Below are 21,955 nucleotides of genomic sequence, written 5' to 3'. Positions count from 1 at the left end.
AGCCCCGCAACGGTGCCCAGCCCCACTCCCGCCCGCCGCTCCCGCCGCACCCTGCTGCGCGTCACCGCGACGGCCGCGGTCGCCGCGTCCCTGCTGGCCGTCCCGCTGCCGGGCGCGTCCGCCGCGCCGTCCGCCGGCGCGGTGATCGCCGAGGTGTACGGCGGTGGCGGCAACTCCGGCGCGACGCTGAAGAACGACTTCATCGAGCTGGGCAACCCGTCCGGCGCGGCCTTCGGCCTGTCCGGCTACAGCGTGCAGTACCTGCCGGGCAGCCCGAGCGCCTCCAGCCAGTGGGGCGTCACCGCGCTCAGCGGGTCGGTCGCCCCGGGCGGGCGCTACCTGGTCGCCGAGGCCCCGGGCGCGGGCGGCACCACCGACCTGCCGGCCGCCGACGCGAGCGGCACCCTGGCGCTGTCGGCGACCAGCGGCACCGTCGCGCTGGTCAACGGCACCACCGCGCTGACCTGCAAGACCGCCGCGGACTGCGCCGCCGACCCGCGGATCGTCGACCTGGTCGGCTTCGGCACCGCCGTGGTGCGCGAGGGCAGCCCGGTCACCGGCGCGTCCAACACCGCCTCGGTGGCCCGCGCCGCCGCGCTCGCCGACACCGACGACAACGCCAAGGACCTCGCGGCCGGCGACCCGACGCCGACCAACACCAGGGGCGAGAGCGCGGGCGGCGGCACCACCACCCCGCCGACCACCCCGCCGGTCCCCGGCGACCTGCGGATCCACGACATCCAGGGCACCACCCGGGTGTCGCCGAAGAACGGCCAGACCGTCACCAACGTGCCCGGCGTGGTCACCGGCGTCCGCGCGTACGGCACCAAGGGCTTCTGGATCCAGGACCCGAACCCGGACGCCGACCCGGCCACCAGCGAGGGCGTGTTCGTCTACACCTCCGCCGCCCCGACCGTGAAGGTCGGCGACTCGGTGCTGGTCACCGGCAAGGTCAGCGAGTACTACCCGAACAGCGCGGGCGGCTCGCAGTCGGTCACCGAGCTGACCGGCCCGAAGACCACCGTGCTGTCCTCCGGCAACCCGGTGCCCGCGCCGGTCGTGCTGGACGCCGCGAACATCCCGGCGGCGTACGCCCCGGACGCCGCCGGCGGCTCGATCGACGCGCTGCCGCTCGACCCGGCGACGTACGCCCTCGACCGCTACGAGTCGCTGGAGGGCATGAACGTCCAGGTCGCCGACGTGCCGGTGGTGCAGGCCACCGACAAGTACAACGAGCTGTGGGTGGACGCGGTCGCCACCGACCCGCGCACCGCCCGCGGCGGCGTGGTCTACCTCGGCTACGACCAGCCGAACAACGGCCGGATCATGGTCCAGTCGCTGCCGCCGCTCACCCAGGTGCCGTTCCCGGTCGCCAACGTCGGCGACCGGCTGACCGGCGCCACCGCCGGCCCGCTCGACTACAACCAGTTCGGCGGCTACACCATCGCCGCGAACACCCTCGGCGCGGTCCAGGACAACGGGCTCACGCCCGAGGTCGCCGAGCCGGGCAAGAAGAACGAACTGACCATCGGCACCTACAACGTCGAGAACCTCGACCCCGGCGACGGCCCGGAGAAGTTCGCCCGGCTCGCCCAGGGCGTCGTCACCAACCTCGCCTCGCCCGACATCGTCGCCCTGGAGGAGATCCAGGACGACAACGGCGCGGTCAACGACGGCACCGTGGGCGCCGCCACCACCGTCCGGACCTTCGTCGACGCGATCAAGGCGGCCGGCGGCCCCGCGTACGACTGGCGCTCCATCGACCCGGAGGACGGCAAGGACGGCGGCGAACCCGGCGGCAACATCCGCCAGGTGTTCCTGTTCGACCCGGCCCGGGTGTCCTTCACCGACATCCCCGGCGGCACCGCCACCACCGCCGTCGACGTCACCGGCAAGAACCACAAGACCAGCCTCACCGCCTCGCCCGGCCGGATCGACCCCGGCAACGAGGCCTGGACCTCCAGCCGCAAGCCGCTGGTCGGCCAGTTCGAGTTCAAGGGCAAGCCGGTCTTCGTGATCGCCAACCACTTCAACAGCAAGGGCGGCGACCAGGGCATCGACAGCCGCTTCCAGGCCCCCACCCGCTCCTCCGAGGTGCAGCGGGTCAAGCAGGCCACCGTCGAGCAGGCGTTCGTCGCCAAGCTGCTGGCGGCCGACCCGAAGGCCCGGATCGTCTCGCTCGGCGACTTCAACGACTACCAGTTCTCGCCCGCGCTGCAGACCCTGACCAAGGACGGCGTGCTCCGCGACCTGGTGAACGAACTCCCCGCCGAGGAGCGCTACTCGTACGTCTACCAGGGCAACTCGCAGGTCCTCGACCACATCCTGGTCAGCCCCGCGCTGAAGCCCGAGAAGACCCACTACGACGTGGTGCACATCAACAGCGAGTTCGCCGCCCAGGCCTCCGACCACGACCCGCAGGTGGTCCGGATCAAGCCCTGACGGCCCCCGGGTCCTCCCGGGCCCTCCCGCGCCCTCCCGTCTCCTCCCGCACCAGGCAGCCCCCGCCCGTCCCGGCGGGGGCTGCCGCGCGTCCGGGCGGGGCGGAAGTTACCGGTGGGTTGACCCGGGGGCGCGCAGGCCGGAGGATCGGGGCACCCCCCGAGCCAGGTCTGGAAGGACGCCCCCCGCATGGCCTACGACGCCGACGTCATCGTGATCGGAGCGGGCCTCGCCGGCCTCGCCGCCACCGCCGAACTCGCCGACGCCGGACGGAAGGTGCTGCTGCTCGACCAGGAGCCGGCCGGGTCGCTCGGCGGGCAGGCGCACTGGTCCTTCGGCGGCCTGTTCCTGGTCGACTCGCCCGAGCAGCGCCGGCTGCGGATCAAGGACTCCCGGGAGCTGGCCTGGCAGGACTGGCTCGGCACCGCCGGCTTCGACCGCGACGAGGACGCCTGGGCCCGCCGCTGGGCCGAGGCGTACGTCGACTTCGCGGCCGGCGAGAAGCGCGCCTGGCTGCACGGGCAGGGCGTCCGGCTGTTCCCGGTGGTCGGCTGGGCCGAACGCGGCGGACTGCTGGCCTCCGGGCCCGGCAACTCCGTGCCGCGGTTCCACATCACCTGGGGCACCGGCCCCGGCCTGGTCGAGCCCTTCGCCCGCCGGGTCCGCGAGGCGGTGAAGGCCGGCCGGGTCGAACTGCGCTTCCGGCACCGGGTCACCGGCCTGGCCGCGAGCGCCGGCAGCCTGGACACCGTCAGCGGCGAGCTGCTCGCCCCGTCCGCCGTACCGCGCGGCGAGGCCAGCTCGCGCGAGGCCGTCGGGCACTTCGAACTCCGCGCCCAGGCCGTGATCGTGGCCTCCGGCGGCATCGGCGGCAACCACGACAAGGTCCGCGCCGCCTGGCCCGAACGGCTCGGCACCCCGCCCGCCAAGCTGCTCTCCGGCGTCCCCGCGCACGTCGACGGCCTGCTGCTGGACGTCGCGGGCGCGGCCGGCGGCCACCTGGTCAACGGCGACCGGATGTGGCACTACACCGAGGGCATCGAGAACTGGAACCCGATCTGGGCCCGGCACGGCATCCGGATCCTGCCCGGCCCGTCCTCGCTCTGGCTCGACGCCACCGGCAGGCGGCTGCCCGTCCCGCTGTTCCCCGGCTTCGACACCCTCGGCACCCTCGAACACATCATGCGCACCGGCCACCAGCACACCTGGTTCGTGCTCACCCAGAAGATCATCGAGAAGGAGTTCGCGCTCTCCGGCTCCGAGCAGAACCCCGACCTCACCGGCCGCTCGATCCGCCAGGTGCTCGGCCGCGCCCTGCCCGGCGCCACCGGCCCGGTCGAGGCGTTCAAGCGGCACGGGCCCGACTTCGTGGTCGCCGACACGCTGGAGGAACTGGTCCGCGGCATGAACGAGCGGCAGGGCGACGCCCCCGCCATCGACGGCGCCGAACTGCGCCGCGAGATCGAGGCCCGGGACCGCGAGATCGCCAACCCGTTCAGCAAGGACCTCCAGGTCACCGCCGTCCACGGGGCCCGGCGCTACCTCGGCGACAAGCTGATCCGCACCGCCGCCCCGCACCGGCTGCTCGACCCCAAGGCCGGCCCGCTGATCGCCGTCCGGCTCAACATCCTCACCCGCAAGTCGCTCGGCGGCCTGCAGACCGACCTCGACTCCCGCGTCCTGCGCGCCGACGGCAGTGTCCTGGACGGCCTCTACGCGGCCGGCGAGGCGGCCGGCTTCGGCGGCGGCGGCGTCCACGGCTACCGCTCGCTGGAGGGCACCTTCCTCGGCGGCTGCCTGTTCTCCGGCCGGACGGCCGGGCGGGCGGCGGCGGCCGCCACCGCGTAGCCTCCGGCCTCCGGCGGGCGGTGGGCGGTGGGCGGTCGGTCGGTCGGCGGCGGGCGGTGGTCGGTCGGCGGGCAGCCGTCAGCGGGCGGTGGTCGGTCGGCGGGCAGCCGTCAGCGGCCGGTGGCGCCGTCGAGCTGCTCGCGCAGGATGTCGGCGTGGCCCGCGTGCCGCGCGGTCTCGCTCGTCATGTGGGCCAGCACCCAGCGCAGCGAACGCGGCTCCGGGCCCACCGGCGTGGCGGTCGGGGCGTCCGGCCCGGCGGCGGCGCGGACGATCGCGTCGCTGTCCGCGCAGGCCGCCCGGTAGTCGGCCAGCACCTGCCGGGCGGTCAGCTCCTCGGGCACCGCCATGCCGAAGTCGACCTCGCGGAACTCCTCCCGGCCCGCCACGTGGTGGCCGAACCAGTACCGCTCGGCCGCCGTCAGGTGCCGCACCAGGCCCAGCAGGTTCGTCCCGGTCGGCACCAGGACCCGGCGCAGCTCCCCCTCGCCCAGCCCCTCGGCCTTCTTCAGCACGGACTCCCGGGCGAAGCCCAGGAAGGCGAGCGCGGTGTCGAGCTCGCCCCCGTCGGCGAACGGGACGGGACGGCGCTGGCTCTCGATCTTCGTCATCCCGCGAACCTAACCGGACCGGCCGTCGGCGGCACCCGATTTCCGGACCGCCGCCCGGGGTGCGCGAAGATGGGGGCGTGAGCGGAGGAGACGCGGTGGCGGAGCTGGACGGGCGGCCGGTGTCGGCGGCGCAGTTGCAGGTGCTGGCGCTGACGAACTACGGGCACTTCACCACCATGCTGGTGGAGGACGGCCGGGTGCGCGGTCTCGACCTGCACCTGGAGCGCCTGGAGCGGGACTGCGCGGCACTGTTCGGCGTGCGGCCGGACCGGGAGCGGGTGCGGGGCTTCGCTCGGCGGGCGGTGCCCGCGGCGGGCACGGTGGCGGTGCGGGTGACGGTGTTCGACCCGGCGATCGACCTGGGCAGCATCGGCGGGCCGACCGAGCCGCGGCTGCTGGTGACGGCCCGTCCGGTGGGCCGCGGTGCGCCGGGGCCGATCCGGGTGCGGACGGCGCGCTTCGAACGGGAGCTGCCGGAGGTGAAGAGCGTCGCGCTGTTCGGGGCGCTGCGCCAGCGCCGGCTGGCCCAGCAGGCCGGGTTCGACGACGCGCTGTTCGTGGACCGGGACGGCGGGGTGACCGAGGGCGGGACGTGGAACGTCGGGTTCCTGCGCGGGGGCGAGGTGCTGTGGCCGCGCGGGGCGTACCTGGCGGGGACGGCGATGGCGCTGCTGCGCGGCGTGTGCGGCGGCACGGAGGAGCGGGTGGGGCCCGAACTGGCGGGTGTCGACGCGGTGTTCGCGACCAACGCGGCGGTCGGGGTGCGCCCGGTGGCGGCGGTCGACGGGCGCCCGTACGACGCGGCGGGGGTGGCGCGGCTGCGCGCGGCGTACCTGGAGGTTCCGGGCGAGCAGCTCTGAGCCAGGGCCCTCCCAGGGCCCCGTCGGGCCGTCGCCGACCGGCTTTGCCATCCCATGGTCGGAACATGTGCTCGGCCAGACCGGTGCGATGACGGTCGTTCACCGACCATCAGGGCGGCGGCCACCGGCCGCTGACAGTCTCCCGCGCATGGATATCCCCAACATGGGCGTGCCCGCCGCCCTCGCCGCCCGGATGAGCATGGCCGAGCAGCACGAGTACCTGCGCAGCAAGCTGTCCCGCCGCACCCTGCTGCGCTCCAGCGCGGTCACCGTCGGCGCGCTGGCCGTCGGCGGGGCGCTGGGCTCCGGCACCGCGTTCGCCGACCCGGCCGTGAAGACCGGCAGCCCGACCGACGGGGTGACCGGCTCGCTGGTCGCCCCGACCGGCCGCCACCTGCAGTTCGGCGCCGACGCCGCCACCCAGATGCGGGTGTCCTGGCAGGTGCCGGCCGCCGTGAAGAAGCCGTTCCTGCGCTTCGGCCGCCACCCCTGGGAGCTCAGCCACCGGATCGAGGCCGAGGTGCGCGCCCTGCACACCCCCGCCCTCACCCCGACCGGCACCCCGGTCGACCAGTACTACCTGCACGTCGAGCTCGACCACCTGCAGCCCGGCACCACCTACTACTACGGCGTCGGCCACGAGGGCTTCGACCCCGCCTCGCACCAGGCGATCTCCACCCTCAGGACCTTCACCACCGCGCCGTCCCGCAACGGCCGCCGGGGCCGCCCGTTCGAGCCGTTCACCTTCACCGCCTTCGGCGACCAGGGCGTCTCCGCGCACGCGGCCGGCAACGACAACGTCATCCTGGCCCAGCACCCGGTCTTCCACCTGCACGCCGGCGACATCTGCTACGCCGACCCGATGGGCCAGGGCCTGGACACCGACAAGTCCGCCTACAACGCGCTGACCTGGGACGCCTTCCTCGCCCAGACCGAGCCGGTCTCCGCCGGGATCCCGTGGATGGTCTCCTACGGCAACCACGACATGGAAGCCTGGTACTCGCACAACGGCTACGGCGGCGACGACGCCCGCTTCACCCTCCCGACCAACGGCCCGGACCCGCGCAAGGCCCCCGGCGTCTACGCCTTCAGCTACGGCAACGTCGGCGTCATCTCGCTGGACGCCAACGACGTCTCGTACGAGATCCCGGTCAACTTCGGCTACACCAACGGGCAGCAGACCCAGTGGCTGGAGCGCAAGCTGCGCGAGCTGCGGGCGGACGAGTCGATCGACTTCGTCGTCGTCTTCTTCCACCACTGCGCCTTCTCCACCACCCACCAGCACGCCTCCGAGGGCGGCGTCCGCGAGGCGTGGGTCCCGCTGTTCGAGAAGTACCGGGTCGACCTGGTCGTCAACGGCCACAACCACGTGTACGAGCGCACCGACGCGATCCTCGGCAACAAGGTCAACAAGGCCGTCCCCAGCGGCGCCACCGTCGACCCGGCCAAGGACGGCGTCGTCTACGTCACCGCCGGCGCGGCCGGCCGCAGCCTCTACTCCTTCGACGCCCCCGACACCTACGAGGGCCACGAGAACCACCAGGACCAGGTCGTCACCTACCACTTCGACAAGGGCGCCGTGAAGGTCCCCGAGACCGTCGCCTGGTCCCGGGTCCGCTACACCGGCTACTCCTTCATCAAGGTCGACGTCACCCCCGCCCACCGCGGCGCCACCGCCACCATGAAGGTCGCCGCCCTCGCCGAGAACGGCACCCAGATCGACCACTACACGATCACCCGCCGCGCCGGCCGCACCGAACACGGCCACTGACCGCCCCGCCCAGGCCCCCGGAACCCGCCGCGGCCGGGCTCCGGGGGCCGCGCCGTCTCCCGTTTCCCCGACCCGCCGATCAGGTCCCGAACCGGCCAACACCCGTCCGATCACGGCACGTTGACCCGGCAACAGCCCTAAGGTGGTAGCCCGGACGGATCGAGGAGGGGCAGCGGATGGACGCGGAGATCACCCTGTTGGCAGGCACGGCGGGCACGACCATCGCCACCCTGCTGGCCACCGAGACCTGGAACAGCGTGCGCGCCGGTGTGCTCGCCCTGTGGCGCCGCGTCCGACCCGACCACGAGGCCGGCCTCGCCGCCCAGCTGGACGCCTCCCGCCGGGACGTCCTGGAGGCCGGGGCGGCCGGCGACGAGCAGACCGCGGCCGAGGTCGCCGCGGAGTGGCGGGGACGGGTCCGCCGCCTGCTCGAAGCCCACCCCGAACTCGTCGCGGACCTGCGCGCCCTGCTCGCCGAACTCGCCCCCGACACCCCGGCCGCCGCCCCCGCGGTGGTCCAGCGCGCGGAGGCCGCGGGCAGCTCCCGGGTCTACCAGGCCGGCCGTGACCTGCACATCGGTCGGCCGTGACGGCCGCCAACGAGGGCCGGGCCACCGGGCACGGACGGGTCTACCAGGCCGCCGGCGACCAGCACGTCACCGAACACCACCACCACCACTCCGAGACCTGGGCCGGCCCGGACTCGGTCCGGCACCCGCCCGTCGGCCGCGCCCCGGCCATCCTGCGCGACCGGGGCGAACTGCTCGAACGCCTGCGGGCGGCCGTCGCCGCCGACACCGGCAACGAGGTGCTCGTCCTGCACGGCCTGGGCGGCTGCGGGAAGACCGCCGTGGCGTGCGCGGTCTTCGAGCACGCCACCCGGGAGCACGGACGGCTCGGACTCTGGGTCAACGCCTCCGACCCGGCCTCGTTGCGGGCCGGCATGCTGGCCGTCGCCGCGGACCGCGGCGCCGAGGACGGCGCGCTGACCGCCGCCCGCAACGGCCTGCGCGCCGCCGCCGACCTGGTCTGGCACCACCTCGAACGCTCCGACCAGCCCTGGCTGCTGGTCCTCGACGACGCCGACGACCCCGCCGTCCTCCGGGACGGCGGCTGGCTGCGGACCAGCCCGCGCGGGGTCGTCCTGGTCACCACCCGGCAGGCGGCCGGGCACTGGTGGCCCGCCGCCGAACTGCTGCACGTCGGCGTCCTCCCGCGCGCCGAGGCGGCCCAGGTCCTCTGCGACCTGGCCCCCGGCACCGGCAGCGCCGAGGACGCGGCCGCCGTCGCCGACCGGCTCGGCCGGCTCCCGCTCGCCCTGACCCTGGCCGGCGGCTTCCTCGCCCACCAGGTGATCTCCCCCTGGACGATGGAGGAGTACGGGCGGCGGCTGCGGGAACGCCAGGACCCCATCGAGCTGATCGACCGGGGAGCGCTCGCCCCCGGCCACGACACCCGCCACCTGGTCAGCGGCACCTGGCAGCTCTCGCTCGACTCCCTGGTCGGCCAGGGCCTGCCCGAGGCCGTCACCCTGCTCCGGCTGCTCTCCTGCTGGTCCCACGACCTCCTCCCGCTGCCGTTGCTCGCCCACAGCGGCCCCGAACTGCCGCTCCCCGACGACCGGGTGGAGACGGCCGTCCGGGGCCTGCTCAACCACTCGCTCACCGAACTCGTCCCCGGCGAACTCCGCTGCCTGCGCACCCACGGCGTCCTGCTGGACAGCGTCGCCCGGGCCACCCCCGCCGACCAGCGCGACCGGCTGGCCGCCTCGGCGGCCGGCCTGCTGCTGGGCTCGCTGCCCGCCCGGCCGGAACGCGGCCTGCGCGACAACCGGCTCACCCCGCTCGCCCCGCACGTCCTGGCGCTGCTGCGCCGGGTGCTCTCCTGGCCCGAAACCACCACCGCGACCGCCGAGTCGGCCGCCGCCTGCGCCCTGCGCCTGGCGACCGCCCAGCACCGCTCCGGCGACTACGCCTCGGCGCTCGCCGCCGCAGAGCGGGCGGCGGACCTCGCCGGGCAGCGGCTGGGGGCCGACCACGTGCTGGTGCTGCGGCTGCGGCAGCGGATCGGGAAGGCCACGGACCGGCTGGGCCGGCTGGAGGAGGCGGCGGCACTGCACCGCGCCGTGCTCGCCGACCTCGAACGGGTCGCCGGCCCCGACGACCCGGACACCCTGACCTCCTGCCTGCACCTGTCCAGGCCGCTGACCTGGACCGGACACCCGGCGGAGGCGGTACGGCTGATGCACCGCGCCGTCGCCGGACGCACCGCCCGGCTGGGGCAGTGGCACCCGCTGACCCTGGAAGCGCGGGCCTGCCTGCTGGAACTGCCCCCCGGCCCCGACCTTGAACGGGAGGCGCCGTCCGGCCCCGGACTGGTCGCCGACTGCCTCCGCGAGCTCGGCCCGGACCACCCGGTCACCCTCGCCGCCGACCTCAACTGCGCGGGCGCCCTGCTCGGCACCGGCCGGCCCGCGCAGGCCCTGCCGTCCGCCCGGCGCGCGCTGGAGGCGCACGAGCGCCGCTTCGGGGCCGACTACCCGATCACCCTCGCGGCCCGCAGCCTGCTCAGCGGCGTCCTGGACGCGCTCGGCCGGCACCGGGAGGCGATCGGGCAGGCGGAGGCCGTCCTGGCCTGGCGGGAGCGGGTGCTCGGCCCGGACCACCCCTGGACGGTGGGGGTCGGTGAGAAGCTGGCCAGGTACCGGCGCTCGCTGGCGGCGGCGGAGCCGCAGGAGCGGCAGGGGCCGGCGGGGCCGGCCTGAGGCCGGCTCAGTGGCCGGGCTCGCGCTCCGCCGGCAGGGTCCCGGTGACCCACAGCGGGCCGTCCCCGCAGGCCACCTCGACCCCGTCCGCGGGCAGCAGCGAGGTGCGCAGCACCCGTACCCGCCGCCCGTCGACCACCGCGACCGGGCCGGACCGCCCCGAGCTGCCGAACCGGAAGGCCCGGACCTGGTGGTGGACCGCCGTCCGGGCGTCCGCCCAGTCGATCCGGGAGAACGCGGGCTCCATCCAGCCCGCGTAGGAGGCCGCCGCCTCGTCCTGGGGGATGCCGGGGGAGCCGCGTTCGGCCTGCTCCAGCGCGGTCGGGAGCAGCTGCTCGACGTGCGCGTCGACCTCCCGCCACAGCGGCTCCGGGAGGACGTCGTCGGCCAGCGGGATCCCGGCCCGCTGAGCGAGGATCCCGCCGGTGTCGAACCCGTCCGCCATCCAGTGGACGCTCACGCCGATCTCCTCGTCGCCGTTCCTGATCGCCCAGTTCACCGGGAGCGGCCCCCGGTACTTCGGCAGCATCGAGGTGTGCACGTTGAGGGCGCCCAGCCGGGTCGCCCGCAGGGCCTCCGGCGGAACCAGCCAGGGGAACCCGTAACAGACCGCCAGATCGGCCCGGTACCCGGCCAGCAGGTCCGGCAGAGCGGCCTTCCGCCCGGGCACCAGCAGGTCCATGCCGTCGGGCAGGGCGTCGACGATCCGGCCCGCGGTGTCGCCCGCGCCGTCCCGGGTCGGCCCGCCCGGCCGCAGCGAGCGGGCGTGCAGGTAGGCGACCGGCGCGTGCCCGGCCTTCCGGCAGACGCCGTCGAGCAGGGCGAAACCCTGCGCGGAGTACGAGATGAGGATGACGCGCACGGCTCGCCTTCGGGTACGGGCCGGACCCGGGCCGGATCCGGGCGGGGCGTGACGGTGACGGGAAGGTGACGGGTGGTCAGTCGGGGTGGTCGGCGGCCCGGGGCGGCGGGAGCGTCGCGATCCGGCGGTCGAAGTACTCCCGCAGCGGTTCGCCGAGCCGGTGCATCTCCTGGATCGCCAGTCGGCAGCGGGAGATCTCCCGCGGGTCCGAGAACCGGACGCCCCCGGCCAGCTTCCCCGTGCGGTCGTAGACGATCTCGTACATGACGGTGCTGCCGAGCACGATGATTTCGGGGAGTTCCCCGCCCCCCTCGTAGGAGCGCGTCGCGTTCCCGTCGAGCACCCGGGTGTCCTCGCCGATCACGGCCTTCAGGCGCAGCAGGTGGAGCTCCCACTGGAGGTACGGCGAGACCGGCTCCTCCACGCAGCGGACCCGGTGCAGGGCGAAGCCGTGCTCGGCGATCCGCCGGAAGTAGGTCTCGTAGTGGCCCCGCTGCCGTTCGATCAGGGCCAGTGACTCGTCCCAGTCGCCCCGCCGGAACGCTTCCCAGCTGGCCACGCCGGGCTCCTGGAAGTGCTGCTGCCGTTCGAGCTTCCAGAAACCCGCCGGGCCGCAGTCCCAGAAATACCGGTCGAAGTCCGCCAGGTACTCCTCCAGGCCCAGGTGCCGGCCGGTTCCCTCCGGCTTCGGGCTACGCATCGGGCAGGTCCGCCTTCGCGGCCGCGGCCGTTCTCCGGGGAATCACGACGATGCGTTCGTCCGGGCCCACGGTGAGTTCCGGCGGGAGATGCGGAAGATACGATGATGTAAGGTCTATTCCGACGACGGCGATATCGCCGTTCGCCAATTCCCAGATATCCGGGCAGCCCTGTTCCCCGCCGGTGGTTCCGAGCTCGGCGGGAGACCTGCCGAGGCGTCGGATCAGTGGGGACGAGGGATCGGCTTCCCAGGCTTCGGGCACTGAGGTCCTCCCGTCGGGTCCGTTCAGGTCCGTTCACGGTAGCCGACGGGGCGAGGGGGCGGGATGGTTTTCGGTTGTCGGGCCGCGGGTTTCCAGGAGTGTCCACGGGATATCCAGGGGGTTTCCCGGAGTTTCCGGGTCAACCGGTCGGTCAACGCCGGTTCCGGCACGTGATCGAAATGATTCCGCCCCTCTCCCGCGGCCGGTTAGCGGAAGACAATCCATGACATTCATCGTATTGTGCGCAGGGTCCGCGGTGAGGTCGTGATGCCCGCCCCGGACCGGGTGCTGTCGGGTCCGGGGCGGGCGCCGTCTAGGGTGGGGCGGTGAGCACCGTCCGTTCGATCCTGCTGTTCGCGTTGGCCGCCGTGCTGGAGATCGGCGGGTGCTGGCTGGTCTGGCAGGCGGTGCGGGAGTCCCGGCCGTGGTGGCTGGCCGGGTTGGGGGTGGTCGCGCTGGGGTTGTACGGGTTCACGGCGGCGCTGCAGCCGGACGCCGACTTCGGGCGGGTGCTGGCCGCGTACGGCGGGGTGTTCGTGGCCGGGTCGCTGGTGTGGGGCGTGGTGCTGGACGGGTTCCGGCCGACCCGGTGGGACGTGGTGGGGGTGCTGGTCTGCCTGGTCGGCGTCGGCGTGATCATGTACGGGCCGCGCCGGTAGCCGGGCGGGCTCAGGAAGCGATCCAGCGCCAGCCGTTCTTGTCCACGCAGACGATGGTCCGGCCGGAGGCGTCGGTGCCGGAGACGCCGTGGTCGGAGTTGCGGCAGAACTGGCCCGCCTTGTAGCAGTTGCCCGCGTTGGAGAGCGGGTGGCAGGCCGCCGCCTCCTGGGTGTGCGCCGGGGTCGGGGTCGGCGGCTTGCTGGTGGTGCGGGCGGTGGTGGGGGTGGCCGCGGCCTTCGCGGGCGGGGTGCTCGCGGCGGGCGCCGGGGTGGCCGGGGGAGTGGGCTCGGGCGTCGGGGTGGGGGTTGGGGTGGGGGTTGGGGTGGGAGTCGGCGTGGGCGACGGGGTCGGGGTGGGGGCGGGTGCGGCGGGGGCGCTGCTGCTGTGTGCGGCGGGGCTGGCGGGGGCGACCGGGTCGGTGGGCTCGCAGGCGGTGGCGAAGAGGGCGGCGGCCAGCAGCGCGCCGGCGGCGGAGGCCCGGCGCAGGCGGAGGGAGAGGGACAAGGGGGGCTCATCTCGGGGGAACGGCTCTGGACGAGCCGCCATCCTTCCGAATGTGTGCGATCGGTGGAGTTCCAGTGCCTGGTTCGTTATCGATCGGCAATCCGAATGCCGCGCGGCGCCCCTCCGGCGCGAAGGCGCCCGGACCGTCGACGACGCCCTGCTGCCCGTCCTGGACGGTTGGGACGCGCCCCGCCCCCGCCCCCACCGCCAGGCCGGTGGGCCCGCCGGTCCGCCGACCCGCCGTTACTGCCGGTAGGTCGCCAGGAAGCGGCCGATCCGGCTGATCGCGGTCTCCAGTTCGTCGGCGCGCGGCAGGGTGACGAAGCGGAAGTGGTCGGGGCGGGGCCAGTTGAAGCCGGTGCCCTGGACGATGTGGATCTTCTCGCGGAGCAGCAGGTCGAGGACGAAGCGCTCGTCGTCGACGATCCGGTGCACGGCCGGGTCGAGCTTGGCGAAGGCGTACAGCGCGCCGCGCGGTTTGACGCAGGAGACGCCGGGGATCTCGTTCAGCGCCCGCCAGGTGACGTCGCGCTGTTCGGTGAGCCGGCCGTTGGGCAGCACCAGGTCGTTGATCGACTGCCGGCCGCCGAGCGCGGCCTGCACGGCGTACTGGGCGGGCACGTTGGGGCACAGCCGCATCGCGGCCAGCATGGTGAGCCCCTCCAGGTAGTCCTTGGCGTGCTCCTTGGGGCCGGAGACCGCGAGCCAGCCGCTGCGGAAGCCGGCCACCCGGTACGCCTTGGACAGGCCGTTGAAGGTGAGGGTGAGCACGTCGTCGGCGAGCGCGGCCAGGCAGTGGTGCTCGACGCCGTCGTACAGGATCTTGTCGTAGATCTCGTCGGCGAAGACCAGCAGGTTGTGCCGCCGGGCCAGGTCGAGGATGCCGGTCAGCAGTTCCTTCGGGTAGACCGCGCCGGTCGGGTTGTTCGGGTTGATCACCACGATCGCCTTGGTGCGGTGGCTGATCTTGGCGGCGATGTCGTCCAGGTCCGGGTACCAGTCGGACTCCTCGTCGCACAGGTAGTGCACCGCCTTGCCGCCCGCGAACCGCACCACGGCCGTCCACAGCGGGTAGTCCGGCATCGGGACGAGCACCTCGTCGCCGTCGTCGATCAGCGCCTGCACGGCCATCTGGATCAGCTCGGACACGCCGTTGCCCAGGTACACGTCGTCCACGCCGACGCCCGCGACGCCGCGCTGCTGGTAGTACTGCACGACGGCGCGGCGGGCGGGGAGGATGCCGCGCGAGTCGGAGTAGCCGTGCGCGTTGGCGAGGTTGCGGATGATGTCCTGGACGATCTCCTCGGGCGCCTCGAAGCCGAACGGGGCCGGGTTGCCGGTGTTCAGCCGCAGCACGCTGTGGCCGGCCTCCTCCAGGGCGTTGGCGGTGTCGACGACCGGGCCACGGATCTCGTAGCACACGTCCTTCAGCTTGCTGGACTGGCGAAACTCCATCAGCGGCCTCCCGACCCGTCACCGAACCCCTGCGGCCGGCTTGCTTCGTTCTACCAAGTAAGGACTTGGAAAGTCCAACCTATTGGCTATGCTGACGACATGCCACGCCGAAGCTACGACCAGTACTGCGCCGTCGCCCGCGCCCTGGACGCGGTGGGGGAGCGCTGGAGCCTCCTGATCGTCCGCGAGCTCCTCGCCGGCCCGCGCCGCTACACCGACCTGCACGCCGACCTGCCCGGCGTCTCCACCGACATCCTGGCCACCCGCCTCAAGCAGCTGGAGGGCGAGGGCCTGGTCGCACGCCGCCGGCTGGAGCGCCCCGCCAACGCCACCGTCTACGAGCTCACCCCGCGCGGCGCCGAACTCCGCCCGGTCGTCGAGGCGCTGGCCCACTGGGGCGGCCCCGACCTCGGCGACCCGCGCCCCACCGACGCCGTCCGCGAGCACTGGTACACCGGCGCCTGAACCACCGCGGGCCGCGAGCTGCGGAACTGTCGGCGGGGCGTGCTTGGCTGGCCGCCATGACCACCTCCCCGGGCATCTGGATCACCGCCGTCCCGCCGCTCGACCCGGCCGCCACCAGCGTGCTGATCGCCGTCGACACCACCTCCGCCGACCCCGGCGAGCAGGCCGTCAACGCCCTGCTCGGCTACGGCCACGAGGGCGAGGAGGGCGTCTTCCACCTCCTCCCCGACGACCTCTCCGCCCGCTACACCCGCACCCCCGGCCGGCTCGCCGTCACCCTGGTCACCCACCGCGCCGTCCTCACCCGCCTCCTCGCCGAACACCCGGCCCTGTCGGCGGAGTTCGCGGGCCGGGTGGACCGAGGCGATGGCGACGACTGGGTGCCGCTGCTGCGCCGCGAACTCGCCACCGACTTCGTCCCCGCCGAACGGGACGGCGAGCCGCAGCCCGTCCTGCTGGTCGACCACCCCGGCCCGGCCGCCACGATCGCCTCGGCCGCCGAACCGCTCGCCGCCTTCGCGGCGGGCGAGGCGGGCATCGCGGTCCTCGGCGCCCGGTAGCCGCCAGGGCGGTGGTGGCATCCGGAGCCGGGCGGGGTAGGTTCCGGGCGTGGACGAAACGGATCTGGCCGGCGCCCGGGACGGCTTCCGGGCCGGAGCGGCCGGAGCGGCGATCGGAACGGGCATCGCACTGGCGGCCTGGGCGCTCTCGGCGCTGTTCGGCGACGGCGCGTTCCCGGCGTACCTGCTCGGGCCGCTGCTGATGCCCGCGTCGAGCTTCATCGCCCCGCTGTGGCGCGAACGCCCCGGCCACCGGCGGCCCGCCACCCTGGTCAGCCTGACGCTCTGCCTGCTGTTCGTGGTGGCGGCGAGCACCTTCGGCGGCCTCCTGGACGAGGGCCCCGACCACGCGCAGACCGGCTGGTCGGGCGTGCTCTACCTGCTGACGGTGCTGCTCGCCGCGACCGCCTTCGGCACCCTGGCCGGCCCGCCCGGCGCCGAACCCGGCCGCGACTGGCTGCGCTTCGCCGGGCGCGACCGTCGCTACCACCTCGCGGTGTACGGCGGCCTGACCGCGCTGGCCGTGCTGGTGGCCGGGGGCGCGATCGCCTTCGGCTGAGCCGCCGGGCGGTCCCCGTTGAAACGCTGCACGAACGCTGCGAGTGGCGTCCGGTTCCGGGCGCGGGCGACCGTTGCCGAGTGATAGCGGAACGATACGAGGGCGAACTGGTGGCCCGGGTCGCCCAAGGCGACCGGGACGCCTTCGAGGCCCTGTACCGGCAACTGCTCGGCCCCGTCGGGGCGGTGGTCCGGCGAGTGCTGCGCGACCAGGCACAGAGCGAGGAAGTCGTCCAGGAAGTCTTCCTGGAACTCTGGCGCACCGCCGCCCGCTACCGCCCCGAACGCGGCAGCGTGCACGCCTGGGCGCTGACCGCCGCCCACCACCGCGCCGTCGACCGGGTCCGCGCCGCCCAGGCCGGCGCCGAACGCGAACGCGCGGCCGCCCTGCGCGAGTACCGCCCCGCGTACGACAGCGTCGCCGCCGAAGCCGAACGCCGCATCGAGGACCACGCCGTCCGCACCGCCCTCGCCACCCTCAACCCCACCCAGCGCGAAGCACTCACCCTCGCCTACTGGGGCGGCTGCACCCAGACCCGGATCGCCACCCTGCTCGACACCCCGCTCGGCACGGTCAAGAGCCGGGTGCGGGACGGGTTGCGGCGGTTGCGGGCGGAGTTGGCCTGAGCGGGTGGGGTGGGTGGTGGCCCCTGCGGGGCGGCTGGGGTGGGTGGGGAGGGCGTCGTCGAGTGCCCTCCCCCGGAGGGGGTCCCGGCTAGATGATTGATGCGAAGGGCTTGCTGGCGCGCATGAGATGAAGCGAGGGAGTCCAAAGGTCGGTTGTGACGCCTGACCTGGACTCCCTCGCGACCGCACTCTACGTGAAGACCGACGACCTGCTGAAGCAATCGCCGCATCTGGCACCCTGGCGGCCCGCGGTCGGCCTCAAGCCCCGGCTCACGGACGCCGAACTGGTCACCCTCGCGGTGATGCAGGCCCTGCTCGGCTTCACCTCCGAACGCCGCTGGCTCCGCCATGCCTCGTCCCACCTGCGGCACCTGTTCCCCTACCTGCCCGGGCAGTCCGGCTACAACCGGCGGCTGCGCAAGGCCGCCGACCTCATCGCCCACGTCAACCGCCTGCTCGCGAGGGACACCTCGCTGTGGAGCGACAGCGTGTGGGTCGTGGACTCCACACCGGTGGAGTGCGGCCGCTCCCGGGAGACCGCCAAGCGCTCCGACCTGGCCGGATGGGCCGAGCACGGCTACTGTGCCAGCCACTCCCGATACTTCTGGGGCCTTCGCCCGCACCTGGTGTGCACCCTGCACGGCCTGCCCGTCGCCTTCGCCCTCACCGGAGCCAAGGCCGACGAACGCCAGACCCTGCTCGGCATGCTCCACGCCGAATCCGACCTCGTCCGCACCCTCCCGGGCCAGACCCTCATCGCCGACCGGCACTACTACGGCGCCGCATTCGAGCGCGAACTGGCCGAATGGGGACTCCACCTGCTGCGGCCGGCCCGCAAGGGCGAGCCCCCACGGGCCGGATCCAGCCTGTTCAAGCCCCTGCGACAGGTCATCGAGTCCGTCAACCAGACCTTCAAGGCCCAACTCGACCTCGAACGCCACCAGGGCCGCACCCCGACCGGGGTGACAGTCCGCGTCCTGCAACGCATCCTCGCCCTGACCACCGCGATCTGGCACAACGACCGCACCGGCCAACCCGTCATGCGCTCGCTGACCGCCTACGACCACTAACCCTTCGCATCAATCATCTAGTCCGGTTTGCGGGCCGGCCACCAGGTGCGGCCGCCGAGGTCGTGGACCAGGGCGGGGACGAGCAGGGAGCGGACGAGGAGGGTGTCGAGCAGGACGCCGAAGGCCACGATGAAGGCGATCTGGGCCAGGAAGGCGAGCGGGATGACGCCCAGGGCGGCGAAGGTCGCGGCGAGGACGACGCCCGCGGAGGTGATGACGCCGCCGGTCGCGGTGAGGCCGCGCAGGACGCCGGCCCGGGTGCCGAGGGCCGCGGTCTCCTCGCGGACGCGGGTCATCAGGAAGATGTTGTAGTCGACGCCCAGCGCGACCAGGAAGACGAACCCGTACAGCGGGACGGACGGGTCGGTCGCCGAGAAGCCGAACACGTGCGGGAAGACCAGCGCGGAGACGCCCAGCGTGGCCAGGTAGGAGAGCGCGACGGTCGCGGCCAGCAGGACCGGCGCCAGCACCGAGCGGAGCAGCAGGACGAGCACGGCGAGGATGCAGAGCAGCACGACCGGCATGATCAGCGTCCGGTCGTGCCGGGCGGTGGTCCGGGTGTCGGCCTGCTGCGCGGAGTAGCCGCCGACCAGGGCGTCGGCGCCGTCCACGGCGTGCACGGCGGTCCGCAGCCGGGCGACGGTGGCGAGGGCGGCGTCGCTGTCGGCGGGGTCGGCGAGCGTGGCGTCGAGCCGGACCAGGCCGGCGGCGGTGACGACCGGCGGGGCGGTCGGGGCGCCGCCGGTGTACGGGCGGACCGAGGCGACGCCGGGCACCTGCGCGGCGGCGGCGGTGACGGCGTCCGCGTGCGCGGCGTCGGCGACGATCACGGCCGGGTTGCCGGAGCCGCCGGGGAAGTGCGCGGAGAGCAGGCGCTGCGCGGCGACCGAGGGCTGGGCGGTGGTGAACAGTTCGGACTGCGGCACGCCCCGGGCGTCCAGCAGCGGGGAGCAGGCGGCGAGCGCCGCCAGGACGGCGGCCGAGCCGATCCACAGCGCGCGCGGGCGGCGGCCGACCAGGTCGGCGACCCGCTGCCAGATCCGGTGCGCGCCGCCGGCGCCGTCGGCCTTGGGCCGGGCGGGCCAGAACGCGGCCCGGCCGCACAGCGCGAGCACCGCGGGCAGGAAGGTCAGCGCGGAGAGCACGGCGCAGGCGATGCCGATCGCGCCGACCGGGCCGAGCGCCCGGTTGTTGGTCAGGTCGGAGAGCAGCAGGACGAGCAGGCCCAGGCCGACGGTCAGGCCGGAGGCGGCGACCGGTTCGACCGAGCGGCGCAGCGCGGTGCGGGCGGCCGCGTACCTGTCCCGTCCGGCGGCCAGTTCCTCGCGGAAGCGGGCGGAGTACAGGAGCCCGTAGTCGGTGGCGGCGCCGATCACCAGGATCGACAGCAGCCCCTGCACCTGCCCGTCGACCCGGACGACGCCGTGCCGGGCCAGCGCGTACACGATCGCGCAGGCCGTGGCGAGGGCGAACACCGCGCCCAGGATCACCAGCAGCGGCAGCAGTACCGCCCGGTAGACCAGCAGCAGGATCAGCAGCACCACGCCGAGCGCGACGCCCAGCAGCAGGCCGTCGATGCCGGCGAACGCGCCCGACAGGTCGGCCAGCACCGCGGCCGGTCCGGCCACTCCGGCGACCGCGCCCGGGACCTGCCCGGCCAGGTCGCGGATCGCCTTGACCGCGGTCTTGGTCTCCGGTCCGAGGTCGGCGCGCAGTTGCACCACCGCCTCCAGCGCCCGGCCGTCCTCGGACGGCAGCAGCGGCGAGGTCGGCCCGGTGGCGCCGGGCACCTCGGCGGCGGCCGCCAGCGCCCGGCCGGCGGCGGTCCGCAGCGCGTCGTCGACCTGCCCGGCGGAGGACTCCCAGACCAGCACCACCGGCAGCGTCGACTCGGTGCGGAAGTCCTGCTCCAGCTGCGCGACCCGGGTCGACTCGGCGCTGCGCGGCAGGAACGCCGCGCCGTCGTTGGTCGACACCTCGCCGAGCCGTCCGGCGAACGGCCCGAGCGCGCCGCCGAGCGCCAGCCAGACCAGCAGCAGGACGAGCGGCAGCACGAAGCGGAGCCGTCCGGAGGCGCCGGGCGGCGCGGACGGGGCGGCGGGCGGGGATGCGGGCGGTGCGGGCGTCGGCATGGCCGGAGGATATCTCAATCATTGAGAGACTTTTCAAGGGCGGATCCGCACCGCTGTTCGGAGCCGCCACGGGAACGGATGGGACCGCTCCCCGCGCCCCGGCCCCGAACCGCGCGAACCGGCCGAAGCCCGCCGGGCGGCGGCCCCCAGCGCCTAGGCTGACGGGATGCCAGTAGAACCGCCCGAGGCCGGGGCGAGCACCGGCGAGGTCGCCCGGCGGCTCGGGGTGTCGCCGACCACCGTCCGCTCCTGGGAACGCCGTTACGGGATCGGCCCGGCCGAGCGGGCGGCCGGGCGGCACCGGCGCTGGACCGCGCGGGACGTCGCGGTGCTGGAGGAGATGTGCCGGCTCACCGCGAGCGGCCTGCCCCCCGCCGAGGCCGCCCGGCTCGCCCTGGGCCCGGCCGTGCTCCTCCCGGCGCCGACGGACCCCGCCCCGCCGGCTGCTCCCGCCTCGCCGCCCGCCGCGCAGCCGCTGGTCCCGCAGCCGCTGGTCCCGTCGCCCGCCGTGCCGGCCCCGGCCGGGGAGGTCCGTCCCGAGGTGCGCGGCCTGGCCCGGGCCGCGCGGCGGCTGGACAGCGCCGAGGTGGCCGGGCTGCTGCGCACCGGCGTCGAGCGGCTCGGCGCGGTCGCCGCCTGGACGGACGTGATGGCGCCCGCGCTGCGGGCCGCCGGGCGCCGGTGGGCGGCGGACGGCGGCGAGCGGTACGTCGAGGTCGAGCACCTGCTGTCCTGGCACGTCTCCAGTGCGCTGCGCCGGGTCGCCGAACCGCCGGTCGACGCGGGCGGGTCGCCGGTGCTGCTGGCCGCGATGCCCGGCGAGCAGCACACCCTGGCGCTGGAGGCGGTCGCCGCCGGGCTCGCCGAACGCGGCCTGCCGTTCCGGATCTTCGGCGCCGCGCTGCCCGCCGGGGCGCTGGCGGAGGCGGTCCGGCGCACCGGCCCGGCCGCCGTCCTGCTCTGGTCGCAGACCCGGGCCACCGCCGACCCGGCCCCGGCCCGGGCCGTCGCCGCCACCGCCTGGGGCACCCGCGGCGCCCGGGTCCGCCCCGTCCTGCTGGCGGCCGGTCCCGGCTGGCAGCGGGCGACCCGGCCGCCCGGGGCACTCGCCCCGCGCGACCTGCCGGGCGCGCTCGACCTGTTGGCGCGGGCGGCAGGTCGCGGGGGTGAGGGCGCGGGCCGGGCCCGCTAAGGTCGTGACCGGCCCGGCGGGTGACCGGGCAGGCGGGCGGACGGGCGTGGTGGAGCAGGAGCCGGCGGGACGGCGGCCGGTGGAGCAGCGTGAGTTCGGGCGGCTGCTGCAGGGGCTGGCGTCCGAGATGAACCAGCTCGGGCACGACTTCGCCGCCGCCTCCGGCCTGCACGCCACCGACGTCCAGGCCCTGCTCGCGGTGCTCCGGGCGCCCGACCCGCCCGGCCTCACCCCGGGCGGGCTGCGCGCCCAACTCGGCCTGACCTCCGGCGCGGTGACCGCCGTCCTGGACCGGCTGGAGCGGGCCGGCCACGTCCACCGCACCCGCGACGAGCACGACCGCCGCCAGGTCCACGTGCACTACCACCCGGACGCGGCCCGGATCGCCGGCGAGTGGTTCGCGCCCGTCGCCGACCGCACCGACCGGGTCCGGGCCGAGTTCACCCCGGAGCAGGTCGCCACCGTGGTCCGCTTCCTCACCCGGATGACCGAGGAGCTGGCCGGCCTCCGCGAGCACCGCCGCGCCGAGCCGTCCTGAGTCGACCGGCCGCGCCTGACACGCCCGATTCGGGCGTCATCGCAGGGTATTGAACCTTTTGCCGGGTATGGTCG

Annotated in this window: 20 protein-coding genes and 1 pseudogene; 14 read left to right on the top strand and 7 right to left on the bottom strand. The window is 74.8% G+C overall.

Features of this window, described 5'->3' with window-relative positions:
• The first annotated feature begins 12 nt into the window (after nucleotides 1-12).
• Nucleotides 13-2,442, top strand: a complete 2,430-nt coding sequence (locus KSE_RS09545) for an endonuclease/exonuclease/phosphatase family protein (protein WP_014135086.1) — start codon at nucleotides 13-15, stop codon at nucleotides 2,440-2,442.
• Between the two features lie 189 nt (nucleotides 2,443-2,631).
• Nucleotides 2,632-4,290 (top strand): FAD-binding dehydrogenase, encoded by a 1,659-nt coding sequence (locus KSE_RS09540; protein WP_014135085.1) that lies wholly within the window; start codon nucleotides 2,632-2,634, stop codon nucleotides 4,288-4,290.
• A gap of 110 nt (nucleotides 4,291-4,400) precedes the next feature.
• Here KSE_RS09540 and KSE_RS09535 read toward each other — a convergent pair whose 3' ends face one another.
• The gene (locus KSE_RS09535; RefSeq protein ID WP_014135084.1) at nucleotides 4,401-4,901 is read right to left on the bottom strand and encodes a DinB family protein; all 501 of its coding nucleotides are present in this window, start codon (nucleotides 4,899-4,901) and stop codon (nucleotides 4,401-4,403) included.
• Nucleotides 4,902-4,996: 95 nt separating this feature from the next.
• Between KSE_RS09535 and KSE_RS09530 the strand changes: the two genes are divergently transcribed.
• The 4 genes from KSE_RS09530 (at nucleotide 4,997) to KSE_RS09515 (ending at nucleotide 10,296) form a co-directional block, all read left to right on the top strand.
• The gene (locus KSE_RS09530) at nucleotides 4,997-5,761 is read left to right on the top strand and encodes an aminotransferase class IV (protein WP_014135083.1); all 765 of its coding nucleotides are present in this window, start codon (nucleotides 4,997-4,999) and stop codon (nucleotides 5,759-5,761) included.
• Between the two features lie 148 nt (nucleotides 5,762-5,909).
• Nucleotides 5,910-7,532: a purple acid phosphatase family protein gene (locus KSE_RS09525; RefSeq protein ID WP_051055151.1), complete on the top strand. Its 1,623-nt coding sequence runs from the start codon at nucleotides 5,910-5,912 to the stop codon at nucleotides 7,530-7,532.
• 176 nt (nucleotides 7,533-7,708) lie between these two features.
• Complete coding sequence (locus KSE_RS09520) at nucleotides 7,709-8,122, top strand: hypothetical protein (protein ID WP_014135081.1); 414 nt, start codon at nucleotides 7,709-7,711, stop codon at nucleotides 8,120-8,122.
• Nucleotides 8,119-10,296, top strand: a complete 2,178-nt coding sequence (locus tag KSE_RS09515; protein ID WP_014135080.1) for a tetratricopeptide repeat protein — start codon at nucleotides 8,119-8,121, stop codon at nucleotides 10,294-10,296. Before KSE_RS09520 ends, KSE_RS09515 begins: the two co-directional genes overlap by 4 nt.
• A gap of 7 nt (nucleotides 10,297-10,303) precedes the next feature.
• Here the strand turns inward: KSE_RS09515 and KSE_RS09510 are convergent, their stop codons facing one another.
• The 3 genes from KSE_RS09510 to KSE_RS39820 all read right to left on the bottom strand — a co-directional run bounded on the left by KSE_RS09510 (nucleotide 10,304) and on the right by KSE_RS39820 (nucleotide 12,120).
• Complete coding sequence (locus KSE_RS09510) at nucleotides 10,304-11,158, bottom strand: methionyl-tRNA formyltransferase (protein WP_014135079.1); 855 nt, start codon at nucleotides 11,156-11,158, stop codon at nucleotides 10,304-10,306.
• Nucleotides 11,159-11,234: 76 nt separating this feature from the next.
• Entirely contained in the window at nucleotides 11,235-11,858 is a 624-nt protein-coding gene (locus KSE_RS09505; protein WP_014135078.1) for a DUF6879 family protein, read from the bottom strand.
• Entirely contained in the window at nucleotides 11,851-12,120 is a 270-nt protein-coding gene (locus KSE_RS39820) for a hypothetical protein (RefSeq protein WP_014135077.1), read from the bottom strand. The genes KSE_RS09505 and KSE_RS39820 overlap by 8 nt, the downstream gene beginning before the upstream one ends.
• 326 nt (nucleotides 12,121-12,446) lie before the next feature.
• On the opposite strand from KSE_RS39820, the gene KSE_RS09500 reads away from it, so the two are divergent.
• Nucleotides 12,447-12,779, top strand: a complete 333-nt coding sequence (locus KSE_RS09500) for a YnfA family protein (RefSeq protein ID WP_014135076.1) — start codon at nucleotides 12,447-12,449, stop codon at nucleotides 12,777-12,779.
• A gap of 10 nt (nucleotides 12,780-12,789) precedes the next feature.
• On the opposite strand, the gene KSE_RS09495 is transcribed toward KSE_RS09500, so the two are convergent.
• Together KSE_RS09495 and KSE_RS09490 are read right to left on the bottom strand one after the other, a co-directional pair.
• The gene (locus KSE_RS09495) at nucleotides 12,790-13,284 is read right to left on the bottom strand and encodes a hypothetical protein (RefSeq protein ID WP_014135075.1); all 495 of its coding nucleotides are present in this window, start codon (nucleotides 13,282-13,284) and stop codon (nucleotides 12,790-12,792) included.
• A 243-nt stretch (nucleotides 13,285-13,527) separates the two neighbouring features.
• Nucleotides 13,528-14,739 carry a pyridoxal phosphate-dependent aminotransferase gene (locus KSE_RS09490; protein ID WP_014135074.1) on the bottom strand — a complete coding sequence of 404 codons (1,212 nt, stop codon included), beginning with the start codon at nucleotides 14,737-14,739 and terminating at the stop codon, nucleotides 13,528-13,530.
• A 99-nt stretch (nucleotides 14,740-14,838) separates the two neighbouring features.
• On the opposite strand from KSE_RS09490, the pseudogene KSE_RS09485 reads away from it, so the two are divergent.
• The 5 genes and pseudogenes from KSE_RS09485 to KSE_RS09465 all read left to right on the top strand — a co-directional run.
• Nucleotides 14,839-15,192 (top strand): annotated as a pseudogene (locus tag KSE_RS09485) (winged helix-turn-helix transcriptional regulator); the annotation flags it as partial.
• Between the two features lie 68 nt (nucleotides 15,193-15,260).
• Nucleotides 15,261-15,764 carry a hypothetical protein gene (locus KSE_RS09480; RefSeq protein ID WP_014135072.1) on the top strand — a complete coding sequence of 168 codons (504 nt, stop codon included), beginning with the start codon at nucleotides 15,261-15,263 and terminating at the stop codon, nucleotides 15,762-15,764.
• Nucleotides 15,765-15,813: 49 nt separating this feature from the next.
• Complete coding sequence (locus tag KSE_RS09475) at nucleotides 15,814-16,323, top strand: hypothetical protein (protein WP_014135071.1); 510 nt, start codon at nucleotides 15,814-15,816, stop codon at nucleotides 16,321-16,323.
• Between the two features lie 80 nt (nucleotides 16,324-16,403).
• Nucleotides 16,404-16,949 carry a sigma-70 family RNA polymerase sigma factor gene (locus tag KSE_RS09470; RefSeq protein WP_014135070.1) on the top strand — a complete coding sequence of 182 codons (546 nt, stop codon included), beginning with the start codon at nucleotides 16,404-16,406 and terminating at the stop codon, nucleotides 16,947-16,949.
• Nucleotides 16,950-17,104: 155 nt separating this feature from the next.
• Nucleotides 17,105-18,019 (top strand): IS982 family transposase, encoded by a 915-nt coding sequence (locus KSE_RS09465; RefSeq protein WP_014135069.1) that lies wholly within the window; start codon nucleotides 17,105-17,107, stop codon nucleotides 18,017-18,019.
• 17 nt (nucleotides 18,020-18,036) lie between these two features.
• Here the strand turns inward: KSE_RS09465 and KSE_RS09460 are convergent, their stop codons facing one another.
• Nucleotides 18,037-20,151 carry an MMPL family transporter gene (locus KSE_RS09460; protein ID WP_014135068.1) on the bottom strand — a complete coding sequence of 705 codons (2,115 nt, stop codon included), beginning with the start codon at nucleotides 20,149-20,151 and terminating at the stop codon, nucleotides 18,037-18,039.
• Between the two features lie 166 nt (nucleotides 20,152-20,317).
• Here KSE_RS09460 and KSE_RS09455 point away from each other — a divergent pair, with 166 nt between their 5' ends.
• Together KSE_RS09455 and KSE_RS09450 are read left to right on the top strand one after the other, a co-directional pair.
• Complete coding sequence (locus KSE_RS09455; protein ID WP_014135067.1) at nucleotides 20,318-21,343, top strand: MerR family transcriptional regulator; 1,026 nt, start codon at nucleotides 20,318-20,320, stop codon at nucleotides 21,341-21,343.
• A 79-nt stretch (nucleotides 21,344-21,422) separates the two neighbouring features.
• Nucleotides 21,423-21,881, top strand: coding sequence for a MarR family winged helix-turn-helix transcriptional regulator (locus tag KSE_RS09450; RefSeq protein ID WP_231873151.1), 459 nt, complete (start codon nucleotides 21,423-21,425; stop codon nucleotides 21,879-21,881).
• The last annotated feature ends 74 nt before the right edge of the window (nucleotides 21,882-21,955 follow it).

Source organism: Kitasatospora setae KM-6054, from assembly GCF_000269985.1.
GTDB lineage: Bacteria > Actinomycetota > Actinomycetes > Streptomycetales > Streptomycetaceae > Kitasatospora > Kitasatospora setae.
Note: the sequence above shows the minus strand (reverse complement) of the source record. Positions and strands in the feature narration are given on the sequence as shown.